This is a genomic window from Globicatella sp. PHS-GS-PNBC-21-1553 (genome assembly GCF_033564055.1).
Lineage (GTDB): Bacteria > Bacillota > Bacilli > Lactobacillales > Aerococcaceae > Globicatella > Globicatella sulfidifaciens.
Window position 1 is genome coordinate 817,214 of the sequence record NZ_CP085470.1, and the last position, 12,353, is coordinate 829,566.

The window sequence follows — 12,353 nt, forward strand, 5'->3', positions numbered from 1 at the left end:
ATTTGTCGAGAATTGTCAAAAATATGTTTTACATAAACTAGAACATAAGGGGTCGTGGCTGTAGTGAATCTCTATTCTATCTAGAGTTCTGCCAAAGAGGTGAGGATCGGAAAGGGCAAATCTTTAAAAATTCTGTTTGTTTTATGACGCAGAAGCTGAGTGGCATCATACTGCGTCTTAACAAGTCTGGTCATCAACTTAATAAATTCAATCTAGTTGTTGATCGTTAATTAACAGCTCAGGAGTTGAGCAGCATCACACTGCGTCTTAAGGAACTGTTTGAGACCTACTCAACTATGCGAGGGTTGGACAAAAAAAGCGAAATTCAATCGTTCTTCTACCTATTGCCCAGTCCCTTAATCATAATCTAAGTAAGAATACTGTTACTCCTGAGCCGTCTTCCTTCTTTCAAAAGACTGTTTAGTTCGTTCAAAGCTCTGTATTGAAAATAGCGAGTGTTTAATAGATTGCATTGTATAATCGTTGATAGTCCTCTAAGGTTAAGGACTCCGCTCGACGTGCCTTTTCAATATGAGCTTCATCTAAAGCCGTCTCCAGTTGCTCTACACTTAAGCCCAAATCTTTTGCAGCATTTCTTAAATTATTCCAGATTGTTTTTCTTCTTTGAACAAAACAAGTCTGAATTAAATGATGAAACTTTTCTAAATTATCAACTTCAGCAATGGGGTGCTCTAATCTCGTTAAGCTTAAGACAGCGGAATCGACATTGGGTTGTGGAATAAACACACTTTTAGGTACAATAAAGGCTATTTTCGCATCCATCGTATTTTGTATAGCTAAGGTCAATGAGTTGTATGATTTTGTATTAACAGTAGCTGTCATTCTTTCGGCTACTTCTTTTTGCATCATCATCACTAATTGATCAAATTTTAAGTTGCTTTCGATTAAATTCATAATAATCGGGGTCGTAATATAATATGGCAAATTAGCCACAACTACTAGTCGCTCAGCATCATGTAGATTTTGATAGATTGGGTCGTTGAAATTCACTTTTAAAATATCTTGATGATGAATCGTGACATTATCATAATCACTTAAAGTATCTTTTAATATTTCAACAAATCGTGAATCAATTTCGAAGGCAATCACTTCTTTAGCATTTCTAGCTAAAAATTCAGTAAGAGCTCCAATTCCTGGTCCTATTTCTACCACAGTTGTATGGTGATCGATTTGACCAGTTTCAATCATTTTATCTAAAATTTGGGGTTCAATCAAAAAATTCTGACCTAAACTTTTTTTCATTTTGATATCATAACGACGCATAATATCAACCGTTCGGGTCGGGGTTGCGATAGGACGAAACTCTCTCATAATGACTCCTTTTCATATAATACAGCTTGGATTTGTTCTAAGGTAATGTTATATTGACTTAATTTTTTTTGCAATTGCTTACCATTGAGATGGCCTAATCTAAAATGCTCACTGACTATTTTTCTACGGGATTTGGCATCTTTGTGTCCGATCAACCTTAATTTTACCAATTCAATCATCGGTATTGACACCAAATTTTCTATTTGTGGACTTATTAAATTCGATAAAGCTTTCTTGATGGCATCTGGTTGTGCATGTTCAATGCCTAAGCTGGCGCCATTTTTACCACTGTCGGCTTCTTCTTGGGTCAGATAAGCTTGTTTGGCCTGTGGGACAATTTGAGTGACAATTTTCCGGATTCGTTCTCCTTGGTAGTCAGGGTCCGTAAAGATAATGATGTCAAATTTTTCACTTGCCGCTTTAATTTGTTCTTGAGTTTTACGGCTAACAGCTGAACCATTCGTCTCGATCGTTTTTATGTTTGAACCAAATGTTTCTACCAATCGTTTGGTATCATCACGACCTTCAACAATGATGACTTCATTTGGTACCATTATGCTTCTGGCTCCCATCTGAATAGTTTAAACGCATTACGGGTTGTTACTTCGGCCACTTTTTCAATCGACCAGCCTTTTACTTGAGCCATTTGTTCTGCTACAAAATATACATACGCTGGTTCATTACGTTTCCCGCGATATGGCATTGGAGCTAAATAAGGGGCATCCGTTTCAATTAATAATCGGTCTTCTGGAACGACTAAAGCTGCTTCTCTTACTTCATTGGCTTTTTTAAAAGTTAGAACGCCACTAAAACTGATATGCATCCCTAAGTCTAAAAATTGTTCTGCTTCTTCTGCATTGCCACCAAAACTATGCATGATTCCCCCAGCTTTGGGGATACCTTCTTCTTTCAGTATTTTATAAGTATCTTCGGTGGCATCGCGGTTATGGATGGTAATTGGCAGATTATGTTCTTTAGCGATGGCAATTTGTCTTCTAAAGACCTTCTCTTGCACCTCTTTTGCGTCACTCATCCAATAATAATCTAATCCTATTTCACCAAGCATTTTAACCTTCGGCAAGGTCAACCATTCTTCTAATTTTCTTTCAAATTCAGGATTATAATTTCCCGCTTCAGTTGGATGGCAGCCTACTACACTTAAAATATTAGAATGTTGATTACTTAAAGCCAGGCTTTTGTGGATGGTCGGTTCATCAAAACCAACTACCGCCATATACTCAACATGTTGTTGTTTCGCATTTTCAATGATTTCGGCTTCTATCCCATCAAATTGATTAGCATTCAAGTGGGTATGGGTGTCAAATAATTTCATTTTGAATCCTTTCTTTTGATAACTAAACCCGAAAAGCAACGTATACTTTTCGGGTTCACACTCGGTTTATGCTTACCCGATTAATGCGCCATTCGGAGCATCATCTGGTGCAAATAATAAGCTTAATTTTCCTTGGTTTTCTGCTGATAAAATCATTCCTTGACTCACATATCCCATCATTTTACGTGGTTTTAAATTCGCTACAATCGTAACTTTTTTACCAACTAAATTTTGATATTCAGGATAATATTTAGCAATCCCGGATAAGATTTGACGATGACCTTTGTCTCCTGCATCTAATCGGAATCTCAATAATTTATTAGAACCCTTAACAGGAGCCACATCGATGACTTCAGCTACTTTCATTTCAACTTGAATAAATTGATCAAATTCAATATTCGCCACTTCTTCATGAACTAATTCAGTCTCTTCAGGGTTCCATGTTGGATCATCCACTGTTGGATTCTCTGAAGCAGTCTCATTGCCACCTGTCATTAAGTTCTTAATATATTGAACTTCTTCTTCAACTTCTAAACGTGGGAAAATAGGCTCACCTTTTTTAATTACTTGAGCATTCTCTGGTAAGTCGCCCCATTTAACAGTTTGTAAATCTTGTTCTAATTCTTGAGTTAATCCTAATTGTTCAAAGATTTTTGATGGTGCTTGGGTCATAAACGGTCTTAGTAAATGTCCGACAATACGTAATACTTCAGCTAAGTGATTCATAACGGAACGCAATTGACCTACATACGCTTCATCTTTGGCTAAAACCCAAGGGGTAGTTTCATCGATGTATTTATTCGCACGTGAAACGATTTTCATGACATGGTCTAGCGCTGAGTTAAAGCTCATTGAATCCATACTTTGATGATAAGCTTTAATTTCTGCTTCCACAAAGTTTTCGAAAATTGCATCGACGTCATTGGCAACTAATTCTGTGGTTGGAATTTGACCACCGAAGTACTTATTCATCATCGCGATGGTTCGATTTAATAAGTTACCTAAATCATTTGCTAATTCAAAGTTTACTCGGTTTACAAAATCTTCTGGCGTAAAGATAGCATCATTACCTTGACTCATTTCACGCAATAAATAAAAACGAGTCGCATCTAATCCGTAACGCTCAATTAATTGTCCAGGATAAATGGTATTGCCTTTGGATTTAGACATTTTGCCATCTTTCATTAGCAACCAACCATGAGCATAAACTTTTTTAGGTAAAGGTAATCCTAATGCCATTAACATAGTTGGCCAATAAATCATATGGAAACGACTAATGTCTTTTCCAATCACATGCACATCAGCCGGCCAGAATTTATCGTAATTTTCTGTGTTTTCACTACCATAACCAAGCGCTGTAATATAGTTTGTCAATGCGTCAATCCAAACATACACCACGTGTTTAGGATTAGATTTTACAGGTACTCCCCATGAAAACGTAGTTCGAGAAACAGCTAAATCCTCTAAACCAGGTTTAATGAAGTTATTAATCATTTCATTCTTACGAAATTCAGGTGTAATAAAGTCCGGATGTGATTCATAATATTCTAATAAACGATCCGCATATTTACTCATACGGAAAAAATACGATTCTTCTTTGACTAATTCTACATCATGTCCACTTGGAGCTTTACCACCAATCATCTTACCATTTTCATCACGATAAACTTCTATCAATTGACTTTCTGTAAAGTATTCTTCATCACTAACAGAATACCAACCTTCATATTCGCCCAAATAAATATCATCTTGTGCTAATAATTGTTCAAAAATTTGTTGTACCGCTTTTTCATGATAATCATCAGTTGTACGGATAAAGCCATCATTGCTAATCTCTAAATCTTGCCATAATTTTTTAATACGCTCAGCCATTTCATCGACATAAGCCTTTGGAGTTTGACCTAAGTCAGCAGCTTTTGTTTCAATTTTTTGTCCGTGTTCGTCAGTTCCGGTTAAGAAATAGACATCATATCCCATTAGACGTTTGTAACGTGCCATCGCATCACAAGCTAAGGTTGAATAAGCATTTCCGATATGTAAATTTCCACTTGGATAATAAATAGGTGTTGTAATATAGTAAGTTGGTTTTGTTTGATTGGTCACAGATGAGTGCCCCTTTCTATTTTTATCATTCTTTCATATTATAGCACAACGCCACTTTTTGTGAAACAATACTACGAATAAAGCTTTAATATTTACATCATGTAAAACGCTTAATAATCTTCTGTTTTTATGTTACACTATGCTTATTGAAGCTAAAGGAGTCCCAATATGAAACATCGTCCAATTATTCAAGAAAATTTAGATAAACTGGAAACACCAAAAGAAAAAATTAGCTATTTACTTTATGCTTATAAAGAATGGATTATTTCGATTGCGATTATTTTAATGTTTATAATTAGTATAGCATTCAGTATCTTATTTAAAGAAGAACCGGACTTAACCATTCGCTTAGTAAGTGATGTCCCGATTTCTGAGCAAACATTAGAGGGTATAAAATCACAATTGAATGATCAATTCGAAGAACCCGTCGCTATCGATTTGAATAACTTTTATTCGATGGAGCAATTTCAAGTATTAACAGTTCAATTAGCCGCACAAGAAATAGATTTTGTTGTTTTTCCAGAAAACTTATCCGATGAAACTTTCCAACTTCAAATTGAAAACGTCCAAGAACCTTCTGTTTTTTCACTAAAACAAGATGAACTTCAATTTAACTTTTATAAAACTTTTAGTAAAACGGAAAATCCCTTTGCCGAACTAATTGAATCAAAACTGACATCTCGTTAAGTTTTTTATTGACACACTCTCAACTAATTTCCTGAAATCTTGATTAAGGTTTAAAAAAACTTAAAATAAGTCAAAAAAGCGCCTGGTCGTAAAAGACCGACGCTTTTTTAACTTACTAGAGATTAATTAAAGGCTGCTAAGTATTGTTCGACAATATTTTCTACTGTAAAGCCATAATCAGCCACTACTTCTTCACCTTTTCCAGATGATCCGAAGCGATCAATTCCGATGGTAACACCATCTAAGCCGACATATTTTGCCCATCCGAATGTTGCTCCCATTTCAATCGATAATCGATTACGTACAGCATTAGGTAAAACCGTTTCACGATATTCTTTTGATTGTTCATCAAATAAATTCATCGCTGGCATCGAAACGACTGAAACATCATGTCCTTTTTCAGCTAACGCTTTTTGAGCTTCAACAGCTAAACTTACTTCAGATCCACTTGCTAATAAGATACCACTTGGCACATCACCTTTAGCTGGTGATACCACATAAGCGCCTTTACGAACGCCTGCTTCTAAAGTTTTACTATCAACGTCTAATACTGGAACATTTTGACGAGTTAGTACTAACATCGTTGGGCGGTCTTTAGATTCTACCGCAATCTTCCATGCTGCAATTGTTTCATTTTCATCAGCTGGACGAATTGTATTTAAGTTCGGTAATGCTCTAAAGGCTGCTAATTGTTCAATTGGTTCATGAGTTGGCCCATCTTCTCCCACCGCAATGGAATCATGGGTCATGACATAAGTAACCGGAATATTAGAGATAGCTGATAATCTTACCGCTGCTTTTAAGTAGTCAGTAAAGACAAAGAACGTTCCTCCATAAACACGTGTGCCACCATGTAATTGTACGCCATTCATAATAGCTGCCATTGCAAACTCTCGAACACCAAACCAAATATTACGACCGGCACGGTTTTCCGGCATAAAATCAGTTTCAGCACTTACCATTGTTTTGTTTGAACCAGATAAATCAGCAGAACCTCCCCAGAAATAAGGAATCGCTTCTGATAATTTTTGAATAACACGACCATTGGAATTACGCGTCGCATCTGCTTTACTACCATACTCCACATATTCTAAAGTTGTTTCAAAGCCTTCTGGTAATTCACCATTAAAGGCTGCCTCAAATTCAGCTGCTTTTTCAGGATTACTTGCTTTATAATCTTCAAATACTTTATTCCATTCCTCGTAAGCATTTAAACCACGTTCTTGGATATTTAATTTAAAATCAGCTGCTGCTTCTTCTGGTACCGTAAATGCTTCATTTTCCCATCCATAATATTCTTTAGTAGTCGCCCAATCAGCGGATCCTAATGGTGCTCCATGGACTTTTGATGTCCCTTGTAATGGTGAACCGTATCCAATAACCGTTTTAATCTCGATAATTGTAGGCGCTTGGGTATGAGCTTTCGCTTCTTCAATTGCTTTAGAAATCGCATCCACGTCATTACCATCTTCGACACGTAGATAATGCCAATTTTGTGATTCAAAACGTTTCTTAATGTCCTCATTAAACGCCATGTTTAAATCACCGTCTAATGAAATATCATTTGAATCATATAAGACAATTAATTTATCTAGTTTTTGTCTTCCTGCAAATGAAATAGCTTCATAAGAAATACCTTCCATTAAGTCACCATCACCGACTAAAGCGTAAGTGTAATGATCGATTAATTTATGTTGTTCAGTATTAAAAATCGCAGCAGTATGAGTTTCTGCTAAAGCCATCCCTACTGCTTGTGCAATCCCTTGTCCTAATGGACCCGTTGTCGCTTCAACCCCTTGCGTATGTCCTACTTCAGGATGTCCAGGTGTTTTACTACCTAATTGACGGAATTGTTTTAAATCTTCAATCGTTACATCAAAACCAGCAACATGTAATAAACTGTAAAGTAAAGCAGAGCCATGACCAGCAGATAGAACAAAACGATCACGGTTCACCCATTTTGGTTCAGTTGGCGTAATATTTAAATGCTTTGTCCATAATGCATAAGCCATTGGAGCAGCTCCCATAGGTAAGCCTGGGTGCCCAGAGTTAGCCGCTTCAATTTGTTCGATGCTCAAAGCACGAAGTGTATTAATAGATAATTGGTAATTCATACAGTCATAACCTCCTAAATTGATACTTATATTATACCATCTGTATATAAATTTATTAACTATAAAATTAATATTGATAAACAAGACGGCTCATATTGTCTACATTATACAAATAATAGCGGTTTATTTCCATTTTTAATGTTCCAATATTAAAACTTTATATGTTCGTTTTTATTAATATCAACTACTCCCTGTTAAAACAGAGAGTTTGTCCTAAACATGGTGGTTGTACAAACGATGTCATATCTCCAACCGTTTAAAGACATTAAGGGATGGTTGACTGGCACCCCATCAATAAGCAGTCTGTAGACACTTACTGAATATTGTTTTATGTTTAATAATTTTGTATTGGCACAACTTTTTCAAACCGTGGGTTTTTCTCACTCGACAGATATCGGTGACCCAATTCTTTAATATTGGTAGCTGCCACACGGTCATCATTTGATTGATACCCACAATTCTGACAAGTGAACAAGTGCTTATCTTGTTGTCTATTAGCTTTATCAATTGATTCGCATTTTGGACAACGTTGGGACGTAAATTGTGCGGATACTTTTAAAACTTGCGAACCACTTTCTAAAGCTTTATACATTATCTTTTCTTCAAAATCGAAGAATCGCCAAGAATGGTGTTCATACCGTGCATCTTGCTTACGGTGATGAGTCGTGTTAAAAGTAACGTTCGTAAGATCTTCCACCACAAACAAGGTATTGGCCCCGTATCGGTCAACGAGTGTCTTTGATAATTGATGGTTCACATCATTCATCCAGCGGTTCTCTCGTCTTTCAATTGTTTTAAGGCGTCTACGACTTGATTTGGTGTTCTTCGCTTGTAAGGACTGGCGCAATTTCTTAAAATGCCGTCTTTTCTGTATCAAGCTTTTACCCGAATAGAAGGTAGTATGAGCTGTATCATCCGCAATCGTTAGTATCTGTCTTAAACCACGGTCAATGCCTACAATCCGTTGAATATTAGCTTCAGCTGGGTTGTCTATCTCTTTACTTGCGGACACGTGTAAGAACCACTTACCCTTACGACAGAGTAATTCAGCTTGACCGAACTTGTAATCATTCTGGCTAAATTGTTGAAGATAAGCGATATGTTGCTTATCACAAGACACTTTAATTCGTCCTTGATTAGTCGTCAGTGAATAGGTGTCATCTTGATGATAAGTGTAGTTACGATTACGTACGAACACAGCGACTGGTCGCTTAAACCCTAGGGGTTTCGTTAAATGGTAAAGGTCTTTATATAGCGTATGATATTTACCTGTATGGATATCTTTATAACGCTTAGGTTTTTGTTTAAACTGTGTTTTCACGGTCTTATATCTCGCGATTACCGTACGCATCACGGACTGGGCCATTTGCGATTGCAGTCCAAAATCTTGACGTATCTGATGATACAAGGCGTTATGTAAAGTCGTTTGACCTAATTCAAAGTCATGGTCAAAGATATATGTCGAAACAAAATTACAAGCGTTTAAAAACTGTTGTTGGGTTTCTTCGAATTTTTTAATATCACTAGCACTTGGGTATAATTGCACTTTAATCGTTTTCGTTAACAGCATCTTGTCACCTCATTTCTCTTAAATACATTATACCAACTATATTAGTGAAAACATTAACGATAACCTAGTAAAATCAACAAAAAGAGCTGTCAATTTCGCTAATTCCTCCTAGGTATTAATACCGAGGTTTCCTTAGCTGACAGCTTGTAAATGAAAACGATATGATTAAATGAACAATTAAAACAAACATTCTCTATTAATCAAAAGTCACTTGCCAGTTTTTGCCTTGTTGGCGTGCTTGATAACATAAAAGTATTTGTTCCTTTGATGTTTTATTTACCATTAATTCAGGCAACTCATCAACTGAGAAAAATTTCGCTGCAATTGTTTCTGAGTTTTCTTTAAAAGAGCCCGCTTTATATAGGCATTCCACAAAAACTTTGACAATCGTATATGGATTCTGGCCTGGATTATGAAGATTACGATCTTGAAGTGAAACTAATTTAACAACTTCAGCTTCCATACCTGACTCTTCATAAATTTCCTTTAATACATTAGAACTGATAGTCTCCGTCACATCCATCCAACCACCGGGCAAAGCCCATAGTCCATCCTTTTCTTGTACTAATAATATTTGGTCATCTTTCCAAACTGCTCCACGTGTGTCGATCTTAGGTGTCTGATATCCAGAATCTTCTAATCTTAATTCCGCTATCACTTGAGGACTAGTATTGGCTAATTCCGACATCATCTGATGAGACATTTCTTTAATCCGTTTATAACGCTCTTCATCATATATATCTTTCGTATAATACAAACCTGATTGAGCCAAAGCATGAAGTTCTCTCGCCCACTCTAACCAGTTAGTCATGCGCTTTTTGCCCCTCCCGGTAACGTTTCATTAACTCTGCAAAAATTTCTGCAGAAGTAGGCGGTGTATATGTAATAGCATTGGCGCCAGCTCTAATCGTTGCTTTTACTAGTTCACCAGTTGGTCCACCAGTTGCAATAATCGGGACATCTGGTCCAACTTCTTGACGTATATGTTTTACTAACTCAACCGTCTTAGCACCACCTGAAATGTTGAACATCGTAGCACCCGCTGCTAATTTACCTTTAAAATCATCTTGAAAACTCGAAATGGTTGCAATCAATGGAATATCAATGTGTTCTCTAATTTGAGAAATCACTTCGTTCTCCATCGGAGCATTCACAACAACGCCATAGGCTCCCAATTGTTCCGCTTGAAAGGCCAAATTAACACTTCTTAAACCAGTGGTGGTTCCTCCACCAACCCCAACAAAAACTGGTACCGAAGAAACATCAATAATTGATTGCATAATCGTCGTTTGAGGCGTAAAAGGATAAACAGCAATAACCGATTGTGCATTAGAATTACGAATAATGGCAACATCGGTAGAAAATAGTAACGATTTAATTCTCTTACCAAAAATCAAGATACCTGATGCTTCATAAATTTCCTCAGGTACCTCAACAATTCTAGAACGCAATTTAGATTGGAATGCCGGTATATTTTTCCGATTAGGTACCTCAACATCATTTATGATGACAACTGATTGATTATCATTATCTAACTCCGTTCTAATTGATTCATAATGAGTAATATTATATTGATTAAAATTCTTTTTGTTCATATCGTTTGTTTCATTCGTCATTTGGATACCTCGCTTTACAAAAATTTTGATACAAATAAAGTATACGGATTTTAAAGATTCAATGCAAAGAAAAACTTTTTGCGAAAAGAAGCTGATTCGTGCTTGTAAGATAGACTTACATCCCTAACTTATTTTAGTCCTTCTATAGTCCTATTGTCACTTTCTTAAATAGACCAATAGCACCATCAACCAATCTTGGTCGCTTCATTAATGTGCTACGGACATCAAAAACTGAGGGTGCCTGTTCGAATAAAGTTTTTAGTATTAATCGTAATAGCAAATAGCTTATTTCTAAGATTAATGTTGGGTATGTAAGTTGCGATACTCGGTAGGTATGACATCATAATATTCCTTGAAGACTTTTGAGAATTTACTCTGACTCTCATAACCAACTGCATTTGCAATTTCTTTAATACTTTTTGGTGTTTCAGTTAATAAGCGAGCGGCTGCTTGCATGCGATGTTCCGAAATATGCGAAGCAATCGATGTTCCATAAACGGCCTTAAATACTGATTTTAATGTCGTTGGATTAATTAAAAATTGACTGGCCAGTTCCTCAATAGTAATGCGCTGATGCAAGTTATCTAATAAATACTGGTGAATATTACGGATAACTTCTACTTGCTCAGACTGATATTCTGTTAAGCGATGTTGACGCTCCATCGGAAATTTACTCAAATATAATAGGAGCTCGATAACTTTAAGTCGCCAATAGACGAATTGTAAAGCTTCAGGTTGATCATAAAATGCCGAAAAGATAGCATCACTGTCCTGATTCCCGATTAAAGCTGAAAAACCATCATTTTGACAAAATTTATCTAATAAAGCAGTGCCAGTGATACCGGTATTTTTTAATAGTGCCGGTGGATTATTTGAAAGACGGTCCAAATCAATATAAATTGTCAGCCCTTCATAATATTCATTGGGCAAAGTAATGGTTGAACGAGCACAACAATCCATTGTATGGATTGAAAAATCATGTTCGCCTAAATAAAAGCTTTTACCATCATTCATTTTCCACCCCATTCGCCCTTTATAACAATAATTGATTTCTAATATATGGTCTAAAGGCTCATGAATATCAGTTCGCTGATCACCTGTTAAAGTCATAAAAGCCAGCTTGATACCGTCATATAAATCGTAACTAACGACATTATCTGAATGAGTAATGGATTGAATACTCTTTTCTAATGGTGTGATAGGATGATCGATCATATGCTCTACTCCTTATTTTCTAGCACTTATTTTAATTTTGATAGTCTTTGCGGTGGTCGATAGTCTTGATTGCAATTCTTCCTATTATTGTTAGCAAACGTTTTGGCAATGAACATTACATTTTTTCTGTCGCTTGAACGGTAAGTGATTGACACAAACTTTATGATTTGAATGGGGCTGATTGATATAGCATGCATGACGTAAAGTAGGACTGATTGATATATCATGATTGACGTAAATAATAGATGATTGACGTAAACGCTCCGACATGAACAGCAGTTATTTGCTATTAATTGTGTGATTTGATTATTAGCTGAGTGCTATTATTTGTGTGACTTGAATGATGACAGAGTACTATTAATTGTGTGACTTGAATGATGCAG

The 12,353-nt window shown here is 36.2% G+C and carries 10 protein-coding genes; 1 reads left to right on the top strand and 9 read right to left on the bottom strand.

All coding sequences use genetic code 11. From position 1 onward, the window contains the following. Positions 1-459: 459 nt before the first annotated feature. The 4 genes from rsmA to metG all read right to left on the bottom strand — a co-directional run bounded on the left by rsmA (position 460) and on the right by metG (position 4,768). Entirely contained in the window at positions 460-1,332 is an 873-nt protein-coding gene (gene rsmA, locus LB888_RS03675) for a 16S rRNA (adenine(1518)-N(6)/adenine(1519)-N(6))-dimethyltransferase RsmA (protein WP_318753662.1), read from the bottom strand. Next, the gene (gene rnmV / locus LB888_RS03680) at positions 1,329-1,886 is read right to left on the bottom strand and encodes a ribonuclease M5 (protein WP_318753663.1); all 558 of its coding nucleotides are present in this window, start codon (positions 1,884-1,886) and stop codon (positions 1,329-1,331) included. The genes rsmA and rnmV overlap by 4 nt, the downstream gene beginning before the upstream one ends. Further along, a complete protein-coding gene (locus LB888_RS03685) occupies positions 1,886-2,665 on the bottom strand; it encodes a TatD family hydrolase (protein ID WP_318753664.1) in 780 nt (259 codons plus the stop codon). Before LB888_RS03685 ends, rnmV begins: the two co-directional genes overlap by 1 nt. A gap of 72 nt (positions 2,666-2,737) precedes the next feature. Then, positions 2,738-4,768, bottom strand: coding sequence for a methionine--tRNA ligase (gene metG / locus LB888_RS03690; RefSeq protein ID WP_318753665.1), 2,031 nt, complete (start codon positions 4,766-4,768; stop codon positions 2,738-2,740). Positions 4,769-4,936: 168 nt separating this feature from the next. On the opposite strand from metG, the gene LB888_RS03695 reads away from it, so the two are divergent. Next, complete coding sequence (locus tag LB888_RS03695) at positions 4,937-5,455, top strand: hypothetical protein (RefSeq protein ID WP_311920785.1); 519 nt, start codon at positions 4,937-4,939, stop codon at positions 5,453-5,455. 122 nt (positions 5,456-5,577) lie between these two features. On the opposite strand, the gene tkt is transcribed toward LB888_RS03695, so the two are convergent. The 5 genes from tkt to LB888_RS03720 form a co-directional block, all read right to left on the bottom strand. Next, complete coding sequence (gene tkt, locus LB888_RS03700) at positions 5,578-7,569, bottom strand: transketolase (protein WP_318753666.1); 1,992 nt, start codon at positions 7,567-7,569, stop codon at positions 5,578-5,580. A gap of 334 nt (positions 7,570-7,903) precedes the next feature. After that, positions 7,904-9,139 carry a transposase gene (locus tag LB888_RS03705; protein WP_318753667.1) on the bottom strand — a complete coding sequence of 412 codons (1,236 nt, stop codon included), beginning with the start codon at positions 9,137-9,139 and terminating at the stop codon, positions 7,904-7,906. A 196-nt stretch (positions 9,140-9,335) separates the two neighbouring features. Then, complete coding sequence (locus LB888_RS03710; protein ID WP_318753668.1) at positions 9,336-9,950, bottom strand: NUDIX hydrolase; 615 nt, start codon at positions 9,948-9,950, stop codon at positions 9,336-9,338. Further along, positions 9,943-10,755 carry a hydrolase gene (locus LB888_RS03715; protein WP_318753669.1) on the bottom strand — a complete coding sequence of 271 codons (813 nt, stop codon included), beginning with the start codon at positions 10,753-10,755 and terminating at the stop codon, positions 9,943-9,945. The genes LB888_RS03710 and LB888_RS03715 overlap by 8 nt, the downstream gene beginning before the upstream one ends. A gap of 297 nt (positions 10,756-11,052) precedes the next feature. Then, positions 11,053-11,970, bottom strand: a complete 918-nt coding sequence (locus LB888_RS03720) for an AraC family transcriptional regulator (RefSeq protein WP_318753670.1) — start codon at positions 11,968-11,970, stop codon at positions 11,053-11,055. Positions 11,971-12,353: the final 383 nt, after the last annotated feature.

Bases quoted from the DNA above. Each gene is read 5' to 3' on its own strand.
- LB888_RS03710 (WP_318753668.1), bottom strand. From the start codon at position 9,950: ATGACTAACTGGTTAGAGTGGGCGAGAGAACTTCATGCTTTGGCTCAA.
- LB888_RS03705 (WP_318753667.1), bottom strand. From the start codon at position 9,139: ATGCTGTTAACGAAAACGATTAAAGTGCAATTATACCCAAGTGCTAGT.
- LB888_RS03695 (WP_311920785.1), top strand. From the start codon at position 4,937: ATGAAACATCGTCCAATTATTCAAGAAAATTTAGATAAACTGGAAACA.
- LB888_RS03685 (WP_318753664.1), bottom strand. From the start codon at position 2,665: ATGAAATTATTTGACACCCATACCCACTTGAATGCTAATCAATTTGAT.
- rnmV (WP_318753663.1), bottom strand. From the start codon at position 1,886: ATGGTACCAAATGAAGTCATCATTGTTGAAGGTCGTGATGATACCAAA.
- LB888_RS03720 (WP_318753670.1), bottom strand. From the start codon at position 11,970: ATGATCGATCATCCTATCACACCATTAGAAAAGAGTATTCAATCCATT.
- tkt (WP_318753666.1), bottom strand. From the start codon at position 7,569: ATGAATTACCAATTATCTATTAATACACTTCGTGCTTTGAGCATCGAA.
- LB888_RS03715 (WP_318753669.1), bottom strand. From the start codon at position 10,755: ATGACGAATGAAACAAACGATATGAACAAAAAGAATTTTAATCAATAT.
- rsmA (WP_318753662.1), bottom strand. From the start codon at position 1,332: ATGAGAGAGTTTCGTCCTATCGCAACCCCGACCCGAACGGTTGATATT.